Origin of the sequence: Wolbachia endosymbiont of Tetranychus urticae, from assembly GCF_046529255.1 — a bacterium.
Taxonomy (GTDB): domain Bacteria; phylum Pseudomonadota; class Alphaproteobacteria; order Rickettsiales; family Anaplasmataceae; genus Wolbachia.
The window spans coordinates 1042359-1061804 of the sequence record NZ_CP114181.1 but is presented as its reverse complement, the minus strand read 5'-3'; the positions used below and the strand labels follow the sequence as shown (position 1 = coordinate 1061804).

Annotated in this window: 14 protein-coding genes and 4 pseudogenes; 10 read left to right on the top strand and 8 right to left on the bottom strand. The window is 32.1% G+C overall.

Features of this window, described 5'->3' with window-relative positions; all coding sequences use genetic code 11:
- Positions 1-218: 218 nt before the first annotated feature.
- From O1Q06_RS05510 to O1Q06_RS05500, 3 genes and pseudogenes are all read left to right on the top strand, one after another.
- A pseudogene (locus O1Q06_RS05510) lies at positions 219-1087 on the top strand (IS982 family transposase).
- 16 nt (positions 1088-1103) lie between these two features.
- A pseudogene (locus tag O1Q06_RS05505) lies at positions 1104-1451 on the top strand (transposase); the annotation flags it as partial.
- A 218-nt stretch (positions 1452-1669) separates the two neighbouring features.
- Entirely contained in the window at positions 1670-3643 is a 1974-nt protein-coding gene (locus O1Q06_RS05500) for an ankyrin repeat domain-containing protein (RefSeq protein ID WP_410542337.1), read from the top strand.
- 59 nt (positions 3644-3702) lie between these two features.
- Here the strand turns inward: O1Q06_RS05500 and O1Q06_RS05495 are convergent.
- Positions 3703-4214: pseudogene (locus tag O1Q06_RS05495) on the bottom strand (phospholipase D family protein).
- On the opposite strand from O1Q06_RS05495, the gene O1Q06_RS05490 reads away from it, so the two are divergent.
- From O1Q06_RS05490 to O1Q06_RS05480, 3 genes are all read left to right on the top strand, one after another.
- A complete protein-coding gene (locus tag O1Q06_RS05490) occupies positions 4213-5160 on the top strand; it encodes a patatin-like phospholipase family protein (protein ID WP_410542336.1) in 948 nt (315 codons plus the stop codon). The pseudogene O1Q06_RS05495 and the gene O1Q06_RS05490 overlap by 2 nt on opposite strands.
- Positions 5150-5845, top strand: coding sequence for a hypothetical protein (locus O1Q06_RS05485; protein WP_410542335.1), 696 nt, complete (start codon positions 5150-5152; stop codon positions 5843-5845). The genes O1Q06_RS05490 and O1Q06_RS05485 overlap by 11 nt, the downstream gene beginning before the upstream one ends.
- 339 nt (positions 5846-6184) lie before the next feature.
- Positions 6185-6700, top strand: coding sequence for a hypothetical protein (locus tag O1Q06_RS05480; RefSeq protein ID WP_410542334.1), 516 nt, complete (start codon positions 6185-6187; stop codon positions 6698-6700).
- A 25-nt stretch (positions 6701-6725) separates the two neighbouring features.
- On the opposite strand, the gene O1Q06_RS05475 is transcribed toward O1Q06_RS05480, so the two are convergent.
- The 5 genes from O1Q06_RS05475 to O1Q06_RS05455 all read right to left on the bottom strand — a co-directional run bounded on the left by O1Q06_RS05475 (position 6726) and on the right by O1Q06_RS05455 (position 10366).
- A complete protein-coding gene (locus O1Q06_RS05475; protein WP_410542333.1) occupies positions 6726-6863 on the bottom strand; it encodes a hypothetical protein in 138 nt (45 codons plus the stop codon).
- 98 nt (positions 6864-6961) lie between these two features.
- Complete coding sequence (gene mutL / locus O1Q06_RS05470; protein WP_410542332.1) at positions 6962-8812, bottom strand: DNA mismatch repair endonuclease MutL; 1851 nt, start codon at positions 8810-8812, stop codon at positions 6962-6964.
- The gene (locus O1Q06_RS05465) at positions 8803-9657 is read right to left on the bottom strand and encodes a hypothetical protein (protein WP_410542331.1); all 855 of its coding nucleotides are present in this window, start codon (positions 9655-9657) and stop codon (positions 8803-8805) included. Before O1Q06_RS05465 ends, mutL begins: the two co-directional genes overlap by 10 nt.
- Before the next feature lie 59 nt (positions 9658-9716).
- The gene (locus O1Q06_RS05460) at positions 9717-10169 is read right to left on the bottom strand and encodes a JAB domain-containing protein (protein WP_410542330.1); all 453 of its coding nucleotides are present in this window, start codon (positions 10167-10169) and stop codon (positions 9717-9719) included.
- A gap of 5 nt (positions 10170-10174) precedes the next feature.
- On the bottom strand, positions 10175-10366 hold the full coding sequence (locus O1Q06_RS05455; RefSeq protein ID WP_410542329.1) for a hypothetical protein: 192 nt from the start codon (positions 10364-10366) through the stop codon (positions 10175-10177).
- Between the two features lie 259 nt (positions 10367-10625).
- On the opposite strand from O1Q06_RS05455, the gene O1Q06_RS05450 reads away from it, so the two are divergent.
- Positions 10626-11402 (top strand): hypothetical protein, encoded by a 777-nt coding sequence (locus O1Q06_RS05450; protein WP_410542328.1) that lies wholly within the window; start codon positions 10626-10628, stop codon positions 11400-11402.
- A gap of 148 nt (positions 11403-11550) precedes the next feature.
- Here the strand turns inward: O1Q06_RS05450 and O1Q06_RS05445 are convergent, their stop codons facing one another.
- Entirely contained in the window at positions 11551-11910 is a 360-nt protein-coding gene (locus tag O1Q06_RS05445; RefSeq protein WP_410542327.1) for a helix-turn-helix domain-containing protein, read from the bottom strand.
- Between the two features lie 65 nt (positions 11911-11975).
- On the opposite strand from O1Q06_RS05445, the gene O1Q06_RS05440 reads away from it, so the two are divergent.
- Positions 11976-12854, top strand: a complete 879-nt coding sequence (locus tag O1Q06_RS05440) for an Rpn family recombination-promoting nuclease/putative transposase (protein WP_410542326.1) — start codon at positions 11976-11978, stop codon at positions 12852-12854.
- A 215-nt stretch (positions 12855-13069) separates the two neighbouring features.
- Positions 13070-13495 carry an XRE family transcriptional regulator gene (locus O1Q06_RS05435; protein WP_410542325.1) on the top strand — a complete coding sequence of 142 codons (426 nt, stop codon included), beginning with the start codon at positions 13070-13072 and terminating at the stop codon, positions 13493-13495.
- 67 nt (positions 13496-13562) lie between these two features.
- Here O1Q06_RS05435 and O1Q06_RS05430 read toward each other — a convergent pair whose 3' ends face one another.
- On the bottom strand, positions 13563-18380 hold the full coding sequence (locus tag O1Q06_RS05430) for an ankyrin repeat domain-containing protein (RefSeq protein WP_410542324.1): 4818 nt from the start codon (positions 18378-18380) through the stop codon (positions 13563-13565).
- A gap of 97 nt (positions 18381-18477) precedes the next feature.
- Between O1Q06_RS05430 and O1Q06_RS05425 the strand changes: the two are divergent.
- Positions 18478-19435 (top strand): annotated as a pseudogene (locus O1Q06_RS05425) (IS630 family transposase); the annotation flags it as partial.
- Positions 19436-19446: the final 11 nt, after the last annotated feature.

Sequence of the window (19446 nt, the reverse complement as noted above, 5' to 3'; positions counted from 1 at the left end):
AATCCCAATTACGGTAATTGTTACCATATTAATCCAAACCGTAGCAATCATATGGTGGTTATCCAAGTTAGACTCAAGGGTACAACTTCACGATAAGCTAGTAGAATATGGTTTAATGGAAAAGGTTCTTGTAACGCTAATTCTGGATTAAAAAGAGAATAGAAAAGTCAGGAGAGTAGGGTAAACTCAACAAATAGAAAAAATAGATGAGGTTACCCATGGAAGATATAACAAAACTGTTTTGTCTGGTCGATGATTTTTGCAGAGATATAGAGAAAAATTTTGCAGATAAACTACTGCCAAACGGTAAAAACCCACAAGAGTGCCAGAAATTACACATTCGGAAATTATCACAATAATCCTCCTGTATCAGCAATCTCCCTGTGAAAATTTTAAGGCTTTCTACCTGCATTACCTAACATTGCTCTACAAATCAGAGTTTTCGAAGTTGCCTTCATACACTAGGTTTGTTGCTCTAAAGTCCAGGGTTTTGTGGCATTTAGCCATGCTATTACAGTGCCTTTGCGGATGGTCAGAACTTACTGGAATCTCATACATAGATACAACTCCTATTGCAGTTTGCCATGCAAAAAGAATATCAAGAAATAAGGTTTTTGCTGGAATTGCAAAATTAAGCAAGAGTACATATGGCTGGTTTTTCGGCTTTAAACTACATTTGATAATTAACGAGAAAGGTGAAATTCAAGCTTTTACGCTTACAAGAGGTAATGTTGACGATAGAGAGCCTGTAGCAAACCTAACTAAGAAATTAACCGGTCTTTTGTTTGGTGATAAAGGCTATATTAAAAAAGAGCTTTTCCAAGAGTTGTTTAACCGCGGTTTGAAACTTGTTACCAAGGTGAAAAAGGGGATGAAAAACGCATTAATTTCACTACATGAAAAGATTTTGCTGAGAAAAAGGTCGATCATTGAGACGATTTTTGGCTACCTCAAAAATAGACTTGAAATTGAACATACTCGCCATAGATCTCCCGTTAATTTCTTGGTTCACATCTTTTCTACTCTCATTTCCTATTCCTTGAAATCCAAAAAGCCTTCCATTTCCTATACTTTCTTCCTTCCTTAATCCAGAATTAGCGTATAGAGAGCCTGTAGCAAACCTAACTAAGAAATTAACCGGTCTTTTGTTTGGTGATAAAGGCTATATTAAAAAAGAGCTTTTCCAAGAGTTGTTTAACCGCGGTTTGAAACTTGTTACCAAGGTGAAAAAGGGGATGAAAAACACATTAATTTCACTACATGAAAAGATTTTGCTGAGAAAAAGGTCGATCATTGAGACGATTTTTGGCTACCTCAAAAGTAGACTTGAAATTGAACATACTCGCCATAGATCTCCCGTTAATTTCTTGGTTCACATCTTTTCTACTCTCATTTCCTATTCCTTGAAATCCAAAAAGCCTTCCATTTCCTATACTTTCTTCCTTCCTTAATCCAGAATTAGCGTTTGTACTTGAGGAAAGGGTAAAAAATCTCTCTGAAGAGTTAGATGAGTTTAAAGAAAGTATTAGAAAGTAGATTGTTTTTGTCTAATCAGCTTTTGTTGTGCCAACTTTATTCATAAGCTACTTGATCTAACCTATAATAAATTTAATATATTATTCACATTACGTCATTACATTGATAACAAGCACTTTCTATGAGGCTACTTATGAACGCACTTACTTCAAATGTTATAGAGCAGCAAAATTCTGCTAAATGGTTAAATTCCTTGTATAACGCTGTTTATCGGGAAAATATCGATGAGGCAATAAAGCTTGTTAAGCAGTGTGGTCCAGATGGAACTTTTAACGGAATTTCACCTTTATATGTTGCGTCTGAAGTGGGAAACCTCAATATGATAAAACTATTTATAAATAATGGCATAGCAATTAATACTATAGATAGTATTACACGTAGTACTCCATTGATAGCAGCTATTATAAACAATAATTTGAGAGCGGTTGAATGTCTTATACAAGCAGGTGCAGATATTAACTTCAGTGATAAGTATGGTAATTTACCTTTAGACTTTGCTGGATTTATAAAAAACATAGAAATCGCTAAGCTTTTGGTAGATAAAGGCGCTATTTTTAATAGAGTACTACATGTTGCTAGTGGTTCTAACAATATAGAACTGATGAAATACTTAATTACAAAAGGTGCAGATATAAATTGCAAGGATAAGATCGGAGATACACCTCTACACAAAGCTGCTGATCACGGTATGGTAAAGCTATTGATAGAACATGGTGCTGAACCTGATAGCAAAAATATTATAGATCGTACACCATTAATTTCTGCAGTAGAAAAAGGGGATGTAGATACAGTCAAATATCTAATAGAAGCAGGTGCAGATTTAAATACTCAGATGAAAGATGGATACTCACCTCTACATAAAGCTATTTTGAGCAAAAATTTAGACATAATAAAACTTCTAATAAGCAATGGTGCTAAACTTGAAATCTATAATAATTGTGGTGAAACACCCCTTGCCTTTGCTAAAATCCATGGAGAAACAGAGATAGTAGAGTATATTGATAGTATAATCTCAAACCTTTCTCATAGTAAAGTTACATCTATTGGCAACACTGATATCACCATAAAGTATAACCTAGCAGCCGACAAGCTAGATACAATAGAAACAAGCATTAAAAACTCGATAGAGGAGTTTAAAAATACTTTTAATGTTACTTCTGACCATGAGAGAAAAATCAATGTTTATGTTTTTAATAACAGAGATGACTATGAAAATTATCTAACCAAAGTTAAAAAAAATATAGATAAAGATGTTGTTGGTCTTACACAACTGACAAATGTAAAGAAAGGTGATGGAGCTGATATATATGTATACCTTGATAGTAGAGGAAATTTAAACCAGCACATACTGGAGCATGAAATAGGACATGCTATGCATTTTACAAACCTTGGATTAAGCAATATTTTACCCAAGGCAATGCATGAAGCTATTGCTAATTATGTTGCAGGGTTAAAAAATAACATTCATGTAAACGATGATAAAGACATTGAAGCTCTTTACTCTATCAAGACAAAAAACCTAAAAGCAGATGAAATACTAAGTAATAATTATCGTGGAGAACATTATTATTCAGAAGCAGAACAAGTAATAAAATTTTGTGAAGATAAACATCCTGATTTAATTGATGATTTATTAAAAGCTCTTTCTGAACAAGGAATAAGTAGATCTACTGGAAATAGATTGGTTAAAGATTTTATGCAGAATTTAAAAGAGTATAATTCAGAGTTTGAAGAGTGGATTGAAGAACAAATAATAGCAACAGAGATTGAAGAACAAATTTTAGATAATCTGGAAATCTGTCTTGAAACAGTTGGTAATACACAACTTAACGAGAATCAAGAACCTATAGCTTTAAAGAGAGAAGAAAGGGATTTACAAGAAAAACATCAAGTAGAAAATGTATTAATAGAAGATAGTAGTTGGAGCCTTTTTAAGACTGTAAAAAATATTATAAATAGCTTTTTCGGTAGCATAGCTAATTGGTTTACAGGCAATCAAGAAACAGAAACTCAAATTGATCAATATGTAGATACTGAGTTCTCAAAAATAGATAAAAGTACTATTTTAAATATAGAAGAAATTCAAAATGATCACATTCTAATGTAATGCTTGTTAATAGAAAACTTTCTGAGGAATTGGATGAATTCAAAGCCAACTCAAAGTAACTATTCTAGCATATAAGGCTTGGAATGCGATTTGCGATCTTCCCAATTTTCGATGTATTGCTCAACTAGCGGATAATTTTTAGTTATGATCAGTAGATTTTCAGCATTCTTTTTCTGGGCAGCGCCAGAGAAATTGAACGAACCCGTAATGATTTTTTGATTATCAATGATCATAATTTTGCTATGTGAAATTGCAGGTTTATAGTCTATATATATCGGTATCTCTTGATAGAATAATTCATTGATGACACTGTATTTTGAGCTGATCTGTGATTCATCTAGAATAACCTTAATATCAAACCACGTTTTTTTGCTCTAATTAAAGATTGTGCAATTGGCTTTGAAGTAAACGTGTATGCTTGAACTAATATGGACTTTTGAGCTTGATCTATAGCATTGGTTATTTGTTCGGCACAATTTTCTCTAGGTGTGAAGCAAACTGTAGTTTTTGGACAAGAAACACATCCTGATAAAAGTGACCAAGTTAATAAAACTAATAAATATCTACTCATGACTAAATACATCCTTTCAATTGATGGCGGAGGAATTAGAGGTATTATACCTGCTATTATTCTAGCTGAAATAGAGTATAGAACAAAAAAGCCAATCTCTCAAATATTTGACTTAATGGTAGGAACTTCTACAGGTGGTATTATCGTTGCCGGGTTGTGTAACAAACAATACTCTGCTCTAGACTTAGTTGATCTCTATCAGAAAGACGGGCCACATATCTTTAAGTCTTCATTTTTCAGAAGATCAATATTTTCTTGGTTAAACTGTGCACAGTATTCATACAAAAATATTGAATGCGTTCTGAATAGATATTTTGGTGATTCTACTCTTGCAGATGCAACAAATAATTTAATGATTATAAGCTACGATATTAAGAACAGTGCTCCCTTCTTCTTTAAAAGCTGGAAAGAGGATAGAAACTTTATCAAATTACAAGATGCACTAAGAGCAACAACAGCTGCACCAACATATTTTTTACCAAAGTGCATGAAAATCAATAATATAGAAAGGGTTTTAGTTGATGGTGGTGTGTTTGCTAACAATCCAGCGGCTTGTGCTTATGCAAGTGGTAGAAGACTATTTCCCTATGATGATCTCGTAATACTTTCTATTGGCACTGGAAGAGTATCAAATTCAATTCAATATAAAGAATCCAAAAGACTTGGCAAGGTATCTTGGGTTAAGCCACTTATAAATGTTATGTTTGATTCAGGACTTGATTATGTGAACTACCAGATGGAGGAAGTTATGAATGACAAGTATTTTAGGCTACAATCTAAACTTACCATAGCATCATCAAAAATGGACGATACCACGTTAAAAAATATTAAAGATCTAAAACAAGAGGCACAAGCAATGATAGAATATAATCAAAATGTAATAGAAAAATTCTGTAATCTAGCTGTTTGTGATTCTATAGAAAGAGGTGTAATCAATGAAAGATAATGAAAAATTTAAAGAACTGATCAAAAATAATGAAATTCTGTTATTCAAAGTAGTAAAAGGCGAAAAGATTGACAATGAACGATCATCAGTTATTTTGCGATCTATTAATACAAATACAGACATTATTATAGATGCAACGAAATTTTACATTGCAAAAGATGTTTTAACGTACCCGTCTAATGATTATGTATTAGAAACAGAGTGCTTATACTTTATCCATTCTCAATACAACGAACCCGAAAAGGTTTATGTTACTATTAATGATAATGAGTTTAATGATCTATTTTTTGTAATGAATAGAAGCAGTGATTTAAACCTCAAGAATAACTTTTACGTGATACCTAATTTTGATAATTATCGGGAATATAGTGACTATTCTAAATGGTTATGTGAAAAATGTAATGAACCAATCGAAGCTGAAGTAATCAGGCAGTTTGAGTACCTTATTCCTATAATACCAAATGTTAAGAAACAGTCTGTTACTCAAGTCATAAATACAAGCTTAGAACAGAAAACCTCCGTTCAACAAGATGAAGGCAATAATTTACAATCAGAAGCTGCTGTAACTTTACATAAAGATAACTCAAAATCAGAAATAGTTAATAATAACACTGAAGAAACTAAGTCTCCCATAAGTTCTCTTTTAGACGGATTAAAAGCCTATGGGAGTCGATTGTTTCTGTAATATCAGGCTGGTTTTCTACGACTGACAAAGATGAAATAGTCAATATACGCTCTATCATTGAAAACGAAGAAATTCACTATAATGATGATATATATTAGAGTGATCTTCCTTGCTTTTCTAGCAGCCTCTTAATTTTTTGCATGCTGAACTGTAAAATAAGGTCTTTCACTAGTTTTATGCTATTTCATCTCTTTATACTCGCATTTAGTATTAAAACGTAGTTTGTTTTTATGCGTTAAGTTTATTCGGTTTAAGGCATGGAATGCATTTCTTGAAATAAAATATCATTTCTCTTCAGCAGGAAGCAAGATAGAGGACAATCAGTAATTAATAGATAAAATGCCAAGCAAAAAATTATATAAAAAAGCAAAGAAGGGCTTAAAGAATATAATTTCGCCTAAAAAACATAAAAAAGTTCAAGAAGCTATTAATAAGCCAAAACTGCTAAGTTCTGAAATTATGATAAAACCTACGAAGGTTAAAATCTCTCAGGTAAAAAATATCAAAAAAAGTGGACAAAAGCTTGAAAATAAAGCCCATAGAAAAAGAGCTGAAAAGAGGCGCATGTTCAAAAAAGTCTTCAAAAAGCTAAAGGAAAAATTAAATCCACAGAAAAACAAGATAATAGAAAGCAAAAAGTTGGCACTTTTACTGACATCTTGCACGATTATGGCAATTTTACCGATGTTCAATTTGTCCCCCCTGTCAGCATTAGCTGTAACTTCTGTATGTATTTTCATGATCAATTTTATAGCTGTGAAGACGTTAAAGAAAGTTATTAAACAACGTAGCAAAACTTTAGCTGAATCAGTAAAATCAGAAAATATTTCAGTTGAATCAACCAAATATAAGTAATTTGAAAAATAAAATAACATAAATATTAGGCCAAATTTCCTTGCTTAGCTTTTTTGTTATATAGCTTGAAAATTTTTAAGTTTAAACGGAAATCATGTAATAGCGCTTTAATGGCAGTTATAGAGGCAATTGTATCATGATATGTTTTACTACCTCCTAACATAAAAAAACCTTTCTACGGTCATTTAAAAAGGTCAATATTTATACTAAGCGTTCTTATTATTAGAAATTAAGTATAATATTACAACTATAAAGAGAATATTAATTATGCTTGACCCTGAAATTTTTTTCGAAGAGTTTTTCAATATCACTTAGTTTCATCTCTATATAAGTTGGCCTTCCATGATTACATTGTCCAGAAAATGGTGTTTCTTCCATCTTTCTAAGTAGCTCATTCATTTCTTCTATTTTCATTTTCCTTCCAGCTCTGATTGAGTGGTGACAGGCTATAGTAGCTAGTATCTTGTTTATTCTCTCTTCAATAGGTAGTGTATCTTCAATTTCTAGCAATCTACAGACTATATCTTCTATCATCTCTCTTGCATTTATATCACCTAAAATTGCAGGTATTTCCTTGACTGTAATCTTATTATCTGGTTGCACTTCAATGTTAAAACCTAGCTCAAATAATTTATCCCTGTATTTTTCTAGCATCTCCATTTCAGCTTCACTTTTAATTTCCACTACTTCAGTAATAAGTAATGTTTGTTTTTTGATATTCGATTTCTGTTTTAGATGTTCATATACGAGCCTTTCATGTGCAGCATGCTGATCAACTATAATTAATTTGTCCTTAGCTTGCGCAATAATATAAGTATTATAAACCTGACAACATGCAAATCCCAACGGATGTTCCTCAGTGAGTTGAACTTGTGAATTCTTTAACTCTGATATTCGATATTCATCTTTATTACTTGGAGGCTCTGGTTTTTGATATTCAGATGTTTCAGGTGATAGAAACTCTCTTGTAAGCTTATTTTCCAAAGGAGTTGGTCTTTTTTCATAAAATTCGTATTTGTTCTTTCTTTCCTCGGAAGGAGATGCTTTTGTAATGTTGTAACTCTCATTTAAACTTTCTATGTTTGTTTTACTTACCTCTGAAGTTTCACCTGCTTCTAGGGCAACACTCATTCTTCCTGATAGTGCTTTAATCAAACTTCTGCTTACCAATTCATATATCAGTCTCTTATTCTGAAATCTAACCTCAGATTTATTTGGATGCACATTTACATCTACTTGATCATACGGTACTTCAAGATGTAATACCACAAATGGATATCTACCACTTGGTATTAAGTCATGATACGAATATTTAATTGCACCTATGAGCAAATTATCTTTTATTGGCCTCTTATTGACAAAAGTATAGATCATTGAAGCATTACCTCTGTTTACTGTGGGCTTGCATATATAACCTGAAAGTTTTAGATCAGCTTCTTCTTCATGTATCTCAAGTGAATTATTTTCAAACTCTTTTTCTATCTCACACAGTCTACCAAGTAATGAAGTTTGCATGTTGTACCTGATACACTTTTTGTTTTCCGTCTCAACAGAAAATTCCACATTAGGATTAATAATTGCTAGATTGTTTACTATACCAATAATATACTGAATCTCAGAACGTTCTGATTTTAAAAACTTCAACCTATTTGGCGTCACGAAAAATAAGTCTCTAACTTCAATTGTTGTTCCAGAAAAAAGATTACTTGGTGTTAAACCTTCTATTTTTTCTCCTCCTTCATACTGTATTGACCAAGCTTCTTCTGAACATTTTTCTTTTGTTGAAAGCTTAACTCTGCTAACTGCTGCAATTGATGGTAGAGCTTCTCCTCTAAACCCTAAATGTTTTATTTCTATCAAATTTGTATCACTTAACTTTGATGTTGCATGACGCATAAATGCAAGCTCTATCTCATCCTTTTCTATACCAACTCCATTATCAGTAATTGAAATAAAGTTACGTCCACCAGCTTCTATTTTTATCTCTATCTTTGTACTTTTTGCATCAATTGCATTTTCGACTAGCTCTTTAACTACACTTGCTGGTCTTTCTATTACTTCACCTGCTGCTATCTTATTTATAGTTTTTGCATTTAAAAGAACTATTCCCATGGAGTTTGGAGATAAGAAATTAATCTCTTCTTTTCATTAATTAAGTCTCTTGACCTTATGTACTTCTCTTCGATATTATACATTTCCTTTTTACGTTCTTCAATACTTGCTTGTATTACCGCAGCCGTATATTTACTTTTGCTACTTTCAAGTTCTGATTTAAGCCTTCTTATCTTGTATTCTAATTCATAAAATTCTTCATGTTTCTTCAGAAGTTCAATCATGTTATCTATTTCAGAAAGCAAGACCTCTTCTTTTATTTCTCTTCTAATCAAACACAGTAAGAATATATCTATCTCACAATCAAGCTCAGAACGATTTACAAACCACTCTACAGGATTTTCGTTTACCTTAAAATCACATAAAAAGCTATAAAACCTTATTTTCTTCTCAAGATAATTTTGTATATCTTTTGAAAGTTTTTCCTTATATACACCTGATAATAATTGTATCACTTCTTTTAGCTGTGTTAGTTTTTCATTTATTATTTTATTAGGATCGTCAGACAATAGAGTTAGCAATAAGTGTTTTACCAACTCAACATCATTGGATTTGATTGCCTGAAGTATTGCTTCGTTTGTATTCTCCATTAAATCATAAAGTTTTGATGATCCACCAAGGCTAAACAAATAGTTAGTTTTACCATTATTCTCTACTATAATATTTGCTTCCCTCAGTGGATTTTCAGCGTCAAAAGGTGTGATCAGGTTTGTACTGCTTGCTTCCTCTATGGCTACTGCTATTTCACTTAACTTTTTTAGCTGCTCAATATCGTTACTTTCAGCTGCACACTGTACTTCTTTTATCAAGTTTCTATAGAGCTCCTGTCTTTCTTGATCACTCAAATTCTTGTAATTTTGTTTAGATATTGAGAATGCCATAGTATTATGATTTTAGTGTTTAATTAAAGTATCCTATTTTCAAGAAAACTGAAGTAGTTTTTTTCTGTCACAATTAAATGATCAATAAGTTCTATATCCATACTACTGCATGCCAGTGACAAAGTTTTGGTTACACTTATATCGTGTTGTGACGGTTTTACATTTCCCCCAGGATGGTTATGCGCTATAATCATTGCTGTCGCTCCTACTAGTAATCCTCTTTTAATTATCTCCCTTGGATATAGTGGTGATTTATTTATTGTTCCTTCTTGAAGGTATTCATCAATAATGCGAGATCTTTTGTTTAGATAAATTACAAGAAAGCTTTCTACGGTTGATTGTGCTATTGTTACTTTTAAGTATTCTATTAATTTCTTTTGATTTTCTATCACTGGTAGCTCATTTAAATCCTCCTTCAGCATTCTTTGTAATGGTTCCCTGACACTAAATATTGTTGCAATTGCTGAATCATTCATACCAGTCACACTTTTAAGTTCATGAAATCAGCATTAATAACCTTACCAACACTTTTGAACAGCTTCATTAATTTTTCTGAAACTTTATTATCTTCAACATTTCGGTATAAAATCAACTCAATTAATTCATGGTCGAACAGAGATCTGCCTTTACTTGATAATACTCTAGTTTCTAATTCTGTTTTTCTATTATTCATAAAATACCTCTCTAATTAGTGATTAAACTTTTTACATTATTTACTCTGCATTTTTGCAGTGGTGGTCATGAAGCCATCGATTTTTCAGTAAAGCAAGTCATTTCTGCAAATTTTTTAGTGTTTTATTTATTAGTGATATTAGTGAATATATTGCCTTATATTAGTCTTAAAAAGACTTGACTAATCTTGTAGAGCATGTAAAGTTAATAATTAATTTGTAACTGATTCTATACACTGTCAGAAAAGCATGGAGGCTAAAATGAGTATTTATCCAACTGAACTTGATCCTTTTCAACCAGCATTGAGTAAAATTAAGTTGAGTGAATATGAGATCTTGAAATTAAATGAATTTTTGAAAAGAATTGTTTCTGCTAAAAATATAAATGAGCTGAACAAAACAGTAAATGAAGCATTAGACTTTGGCATAAGGATAAATGCACCTAATAAAAATGGTTTTAGTTTTTCACAAGTAGTTGTACTTAAGATGCAACACAGTAAATTTAAAGGAGACGATTTGATTAAAAAATTAGCTCTATATGGTGCAGATTTCAATAATGAAGAATTTTATAATAAGGTAAAGAAACAAGTTCAACCACAATTACACAACCGTCGCGTAAAGTTAAGAGAAGCAGCAGAAAGAGCAACTATATCAGGAACCGTTAAAGACGTCGAATTTGACAATTGCAGATTCTATATTGAGTTTTCAAGAGATAGCACAGTAGACATGAAAAAGGTTATAGAAGGTACAAAGAGTCTTGGTTTTGATAGAGGAGATCTCAACATTGGCGGCAATATAGTTAAAATAGGTGATGGGGAAGTGGAAGTCAAAACAGGAAAAAATGGTGAACGAGATTATGTTGATATCTCTAACAATAGTGCTTTTACAGTTACATTCAGTACTAGTCTGGGAGAGTTTCATATCAAAGTATATCAAAGCTACAATCAAGTAAAAATTGAACCAGAAAATAAGGAATTATGGCACAAGCTTCAAGAAAAAGGAGAAAAAATAGGAAATCAATGTCTATTTGGCGAATGACTGTAAATGATGCAATAGAAAAGGGATACTTTGTTAGGTCTGGTAGCTTTGCTAGTTTGAATAAGTCTACTGAAACTGTAAAACCTGTTACACAGAATGAAACTTGGGTTAATAAAATAAAAAGCGATAAAACCCCATCTATAGAACGTTAATCCTTTGGAAAAGACTTAATTACTAAACGAGCTGATCCTTGGAGTTCTTTTTTTATCTTTCTATAGTCCGAGATCAGCTCAAGTACATCTTTACCTTCTATTTCATAATCTTCATGTAGATCTTCAGATAAATCAGTGAAAAAGTCCGATACATCAACTGATAAAATTTTTGCTAATTCATATAGTCTACTAGCTGAAATTCGGTGTGAGGCGTTCTCATACTTCATTATTTGACTATAGGAAATACCTAGCTTTTCTCCTAATGCAGTTTTAGTTAGACCGCGTGCTTGTCTCCATAGTTTTATTTTCTTACCTATAATTATATTAATAAGGTCCGGTACATCATTCGAATTCATGTTTTTTTTACATTGAAGTTTCGTAGTTAATAATGTATGATTAAGCAATTTTATATTCTACTGGTATGCCTTTTTCCAAGTTCTTAGACCCTAAAAATGACTTAACCTTCAAGCGAATATTTGGCAGTGAAAAAAATAAAAACATCCTTATACACTTTCTAAATGATATTCTAGAGTTTACAGGTGAAAATGCAATACAAGAAGTTGAATTTCTCAGTACAATCATGGACCCTGAAATTGCTTCCGATAAACAAAGCATTGTCGATATTCTTTGTAAAGATTCAGTAGGCAGAAAATTTGTGGTCGAGATGCAGGTTGCCAGAGATAAAGGGTTTGAAAAGCGTGCTCAACTTTATGCTGCTAAGGCCTATTCTAGACAATCTTGTCATTACTTTGATTTGCAAAAGGTCTACTTTATCGCCATTTCTAATTGTAATCTATTTCCTAAAGACGTTCACTATATTTCAACCCATAATATACGTGATATAAAAACTAATGGACATTATTTAAAAGACTTTCAGTTTGTTTTCATTGAACTGCCTAAGTTTCCTAAAAATAGAGTAGACGAGCTAGAAAATAATACGGAGCGTTGGTGTTACTTTTTTAAATATGCAGAAGAGACAACAGATGAAGATCTAAAAAAGATTGCACAGCAAGAACCAGTAATAAAGTTAGCCTATGATGAACTGGATAAATTTCACTGGAATGAGAAAGACTTAGCTGCATACGAAGAGAGAATTATGAATGTGCAGAAAGAGCAAGCCATTCTCATCCAAAAACTTGATGATGCTACTGAAAAAGGTAGACAAGAAGGTATTCAAATCGGCGAGGAAAGAAATAAGTTAGAAATAGCAAAAAACCTACTTAAAGCTGGAGTTTCAGTTGATATTGTCTCACAGTCTACTGGCTTATCTATAGATGAAATAAAAAAGCTACAAAAATAATATTTTCATTGTTATAGTCACTATCTTAAAATATTATTAACCCTACTTTCTCCAGAATATAAAGCACTTGAATAGTCTGAAAATAGATGCCTTACTGTAAGTAGAGTAAGATAAATGAGGTAAATAAGATAAGCATTGCTGTCACTGAATATCCTGTTTCTTTAGAAAATAGTTATATAATTCAATTTGATTCACAGAATATTAAAACAGAATTAATGAAGATTATTAATATTATATTGAAAGAAAAATCTTGTACACAAACAGAAATAGCAAAAATCTTGGGTGTAGATCAACCAAAAGTATCGTGTATAAAAAACTTACATACCTTTGGCTTTTCTTTGCCCCGTCTTCTTAGCTTTTTACTAAAACTTGAATATGATACAGATTTGGAAGTTAACAACCTTACGACAATAAAGGTAGATTCTAACACAAAATTAGAGCTTATACATCTTATTAAAGACATTATAGCTAAGCATAGTTTATCTCAGAACAAGGCTGCCACACTTATGCAAATTGATCAACCTAAAGTATCGCGTATCAATAGACTCAGAACTGATCTCATTTCTTTAGAACTTCTTTTAACCCTGTTAGTTAGAATGGGTTGTAAGATTGAATTTGTTGTAACAAAGTCAGCCTCATAATTACGAAAAAACCACACTAACCAACAGAAACAAAAACAACCTTCCTCATCCAGTAATAAAGCTTTTCTCAACCTATAGCTCTTCTTCTATTCGCAGGTTCTATAGCAATGTTGCTGAGTGAAGCCAAAGGTATACTACTGTTTATAGTAGATCTCTCTAAACTCATAGAATTTTCTTTCACTATGTCATTAAGCATTCTTTCAATATTTCTTTCTACATCACTAAAAAACTTTTTACTTGGATTAGTGCAAACACTTTCAGCAGATTCATACAGTATTCTTGGCACTTTAGAGTACTGACCACTAATCATACTACCTTCTATAGACCTAAATAACTTATTAAACCAATAAAAGTCCATCTTTGATATTGCACATTCGGAGCTTTTAGCTAATACCTTTTCGAAGCTGCTTATAATACTTAAGGCATAAGCTCTTGCTTGCGATGGAGAAATAGACTGCTCTGCTAATGAAACATACTTCTCTCCGGTAATTTTTCTTATAAATACGTCTAACAACAGTAATGTACTATTTGTATCACTTATTTGAACGGGTTGAGAAGACATGTGAGCGCTTGAATGCTTTTCAGCTGAAATAAACCGAGAAACACCTTGTATAACACCCATCACTGTATTAGTAAAAGTACTTGCTATAGTGTTGATAAATGAAGTTGGGCTACTAGCTGAACTCTTTACATTACCTTGTACAGCTCTTCTATTCCTTTTTAATGGTTCTACTCTTGTCTCACTTGCCTCAGTGGAATTGAAACCTGCTATTGCTTCAGTAGTATTGAAACTATTAATAATATTAGCAGTGCTGTTTTTGTATTCTTCTTTTAAATCATCAAAACTTCTTACATTATTTAACTCATCCTTTATTGTTACTTCTTTATTTGCAAATCTAATAGTTAGTGTTTCCATTTCTTTGTTTTTATAAAATTCACTGAGTATCAAACTTGCATTGTGATTAAAGGTCATTATTAGATCGTTTCCTAATTTACTGAAAGTATAATCTTCAATTTTCTGTGATATAATAATCTTATTATTCTTACCTACATCTTCTACTGCTATTCTAATGATTTCCTCGTTGTTATCGAATACTAAAGGTAGTGGTCTTAACTCAAACTCCTCTATTTTCATTGGTACGTGATTCATAATTACATGTAATCTGTCATACCAATTTGTTAATAGACCATTCTTTAATCTTACTTGTACTATATTACTTTCTGAGACCTCGTTATCCTTTTCATAAAACAGCTGTATTATTAAATCTTTGTCACTTGTTATAATTCTTGTTTTAACTTTTACATTTAAATCACTTTCTACTTGTTTTCTTATTTTACGTAAATCTAGAGTGTCTATTTTGTTTTCTTGATCAACATCATAAAGTACTATTTCTGGTATAGGCAGCTTATCAGATGTAACTACAAATATATTCTCACCACCATTACCTATTAGATGACTCTTGTACTCAGGATTATTCTCTATAACATCATGTTTTCCATGCCCAACTACGATAGATTCGTTGTTTAGTAATGAGTGTACAAAGATAGACATTTTTAAATTATTCGCTACTCTAGAGTAACTATTGATTATTTCATCAACTGATTTGTTGCTATTTTGTAATGCATATAGGTTACCTTCTTTACTCACACTAATTACTATACCATCTTTTAATGTAAATGAGATATTCTGTACTCTATAAGAAATAAGCGTTTCAGTGTTATGTGGTGAAAAAACAAACTTTACAGTTCTTACATCATTACTATTGAAATTTATAGCTTTAATGTCTTCGAGAGTATTATTAAATATAAACTCATTTTTACTTGTGCTTAAGATATCTACAGATGCTTTTCCTTTCTTCTGATCAACAAAGTAACTAAAATTTCCCTTTGACGCACGATTATTTACTACAGTGTAATCCCTTAACATTATTTGCACTTTAGGAATAAATTTTCCACTTAAGTAATCTCCGCTATTAACAGTTATAATATCCTGTTCTTTCTCATTTTTTCCACCACGACCATCGATATATTTTAGACTAACGTCACACGAGATAATGTCCTCTTTATTTTCTCTTGTTATTACTTTGCTTATTTGATCGATCAGACCTTTTGAAAGAGGTAAATTTGAAAGAGGTAAATGAGAACCACGAAAGTTTAAGGATAAAGATTTACTTTGCGGTGAAAATTTACTTAGGTCTAAAGTATTTGCTCCATTTCTACCAAAGATTTGACCTTCAAAGCTATCACCTTGTAAAATAAAAGTATCATCTTTTTCTCCTCCATGAATAGTCTTGTATCCATTACCTATGAGAAATATATTACTATTGTTATTAAATCCTATTCCAAGGTCAGTACCATCTCCTAAGTCAATGAAAGTGTAATTATTTGTTCTATTGCTAGAATACTCAACACCAATTGCATTGTTACAGCTGTAAGCTAACCCTGGTGCTAAATCGCCATGACCTTGCGTTATACAGAAGAGATTTCCTTCAGGTGAATTATCAGGTCTTATCTCACTCCACTTAATACCAGGCTTCTGTTCATCTAGAATCACCATGTTATTTGAGTCTGGTTTAAATTTAGTTATGCATTCCTCTCTTTCTTTTAGAATGAAGAGATTACCATTTTTATCCTTGTGGCAAGCGTTTCTTATTCCAAGCCCAGTGGGTTCACCTGGCATAACCATTAGATCAGAGTGTATATCAAGAGAAGGACATTGTTCTTTGTATTGAACCATACTACAAGTATCTTGAACTAATTTACCAGTAGGAAAAACATATCTTTGAATATCATTGTGCTGTTTAAGATACTCAAGAGCTTGTCTAACAAGTTGATTATATAACTGTTTTTCTTCAATTAATTCTTCTATGTGCTTTTCTGTTCCTATGCCTATAAACGCACGTATGCCTTCAAGAAATCTTTCTTCTGCTGTTAGATGTACTAGTCTATCAATATTTTCTACTTTTTTTACAGCTTGATAAACATCAGTACCAACAAACACAACAGCACCAATTGTAGCACCTATAGGACCTGTAACTGATGAAACTCCCTCTAATACTCCAAATCCTTCAGCAACTTCTATACCAAGTTCTGCAGCATCACCTCCTAAATAGACGCTATCTCCTACAACACCAACTACTGTACCGTTTCTAAGTTCTTTTACTAAATCATAGGCAATAAAAGCTGATGTACTACGAGCAAGGAAAGAAGATGATACTTTGAAAGCCTGAGCAAGAGATGACTCTACAAGTGGAGCTAGTTTAAATCCTCGAGCATAAGCAATCTCTGAAGCAGAGTGTAACCCTTTAAGAGCAGCATTTTCTCCAGCTTTAACACCAAATGGAAGAGCAATAAACCCTAAATTGATAGCTAGACCTTGATAATTGTCATTAACAGCATCAGCTAAAACATTTTTAGCCATCATGCCTTGCATAGTAATACCAGAAATCATCCCAACTTTACCCAAATGGTTTATGAATTTTTGATTGTTGATCAGCTTGTTAACTAAACCTTCAGATTTTCCTGTAACTGGAACTTGACCTGCTAGCTGTATTAATTGAGTATGTTTATTTTCTGATATTGACTTGATATAATCGATAAACTTATCACTATTAATTTTAAGATTACTGATATCTTTTACATCTTCCTCATCTTCACGAATCTTCTTTATATCCTCATCCCATGATAATTCACATTCAATAATTTCTCTTTTTCTTCTGCTACCACTTGTTCCACTAATTGGACTTCGAGGACAGGTCTCGGGTAAGTCACTAAGAATACGCAAGTTGTCAATAATATTTTCTACATTCTTGCGAAAATGTTCAACCTGTTTACTCTTTTTGTCAATTTGAAAAGAAAACTCCAACATCATCAATAATGAACTTCCATACTCACCCTTATTAAAAAGTTTTTCTGCACGATTATAAAGGTTGTTAGATTCACTATTTAAATCTTGTACTAAAACCTTTGTTGTTTCAAACAACTCTAAAACTTCTTGATATTTACTCTTCTGTTCAAATAGACTAGATATTCCATCTAAGTTTGGATCAATGTCAGCATTATAACTAAGAAGTGAACTGATAATATTAGAATAATCATTTCTACTAGCCTTCTGTAACAGTTGCGTAAGGAAGTTAAGTATTTTTTCTAGGTTTAAATCAATATCTAAATCTTCTACTAAAAACAGAATTTTTCTCACATCTTCTTCACAAAGCTTTAAAACTTCTTTATAGTTACTCTCCCTTTCAGAGCGTCTATTGTAAATTAATCTGATAAAATCATCTGTATCTCTGGGATCTAAACTTAGTGCCATAATCTTCTCATCATCATAGTAACCCTCTAAAAGTAAGCTGATAATCTTAGAATGATCATTTCTATCAGCTCTTCCTAAGAGTCGTAATTTGTAACAGAGATCGATAGGTGTGTGACCTTGACTGTCCTTAGCATTAACATTAGCACCATTTTCCAATAAAATTTGAACAACCTCTTTATGACCAAAGAATGCTGCTAGATGGAGTGCTGTTGCTTTATTACTTAGAGTATTTACTTCAGCATTAATAAAGTTACTCAACTCAGGATTATTTTGTTTTGTATACTCCGATATTAATTCATTAATAATACTTGCATAACCTTTAAAAGCAGCAAAATGTAATAGCGTATTACCATTATAGGTGGCACCAACAATACCACCATTTTTTATTAAATCTTTAAGCTTCCTAATTTTTTGGTCTTCATCTAATTCTTCACTTTTTATAGTGGAAAACAATTCCTGAGTTGATTTTAAAATAATCTCAGAAGGTACAGAAATACGTGACTCATACTTCTCTCTTACTTTCTCATCTTGATTAAAACGGTTCATCGCTACTAATTCGTATATGGTCATCATTTTAAATTCTATCTTATACCAATTCCCGCTATACAAGCAACGAATAGAAAATAATGGAAAAAAGCCATACTGAAGTAAGTAAAATAGCGAGGTTTAGATGGCATTAAGATCAAAATTATTGGATGAAAAAGTGGTGAAATCAGCAAAAGAGATGCTGAAGAGAGTAAGAAATAATGCGTATGTTGCAAAAAAACTAAATGCTGTAATTGCAGCAAAAAAGCACAGTATAACAGCTGTAGCAAAAATATGTTGCATTTCGAGAAAGGCAATTACTACATGGATAAAGCACATAAAATTTGGAAGAGAAGAAAAATTATTTGCTCCACCTCAACGCCGTAGAAAAACTATATTGAACCAAAGTCAACTTGAACGAATTGAGTTGTGGATAGAGGAAAACCCCAATATTACTATTAGAGAAATGAGAATAAGAATCCAAGAAAGATTTGGTTTGAATATCAGCAAATCCGCAATACATCGTAATATGCAAAGAATGAAATTCTCATATATCACACCAAGACCAGTTCATAGTGGACAAGATAAAAACAAGCAAGAGGAGTTTAAAAAAAAACCTCAATGAAACTATTGTCATGCATTCTGAAAAAGAGCTATTTTTCTTCGATGAATTACGGTTTGGTACACATTCAAAAGTTGGACATGGGTGGTTTAAAAAAGGCAGTAGGACACAGGTTAAGGTAAAATTAGGTAGGGAAAATTTTTATCTCTATAGTACAGTTAATCCCAGAAATGGAGAGAATTTTAGCTTATTTGCACCAAACGTCAACACTGATTGTATAAATATATTCCTTGAACAGATGTCGTAATATTTAGGAATACGAAAGGCTTTTCTCGTGATGGATTGAGCTAGTTGGCATAAGTCAAAAAATTTAAAGGCACCTAAAAATATCGAAATTATATACCTACCACCATACTCACCTGAACTCAATCCTGTTGAGAGGTTTTGGTTATATATAAAACAGAACATTTTACGCAATAAAATCTACAATACAATTGTTCTGCTTGAATGCGCTTTGTGTAAATTTATTACCTCTCTTTCCCCTTCCAACGC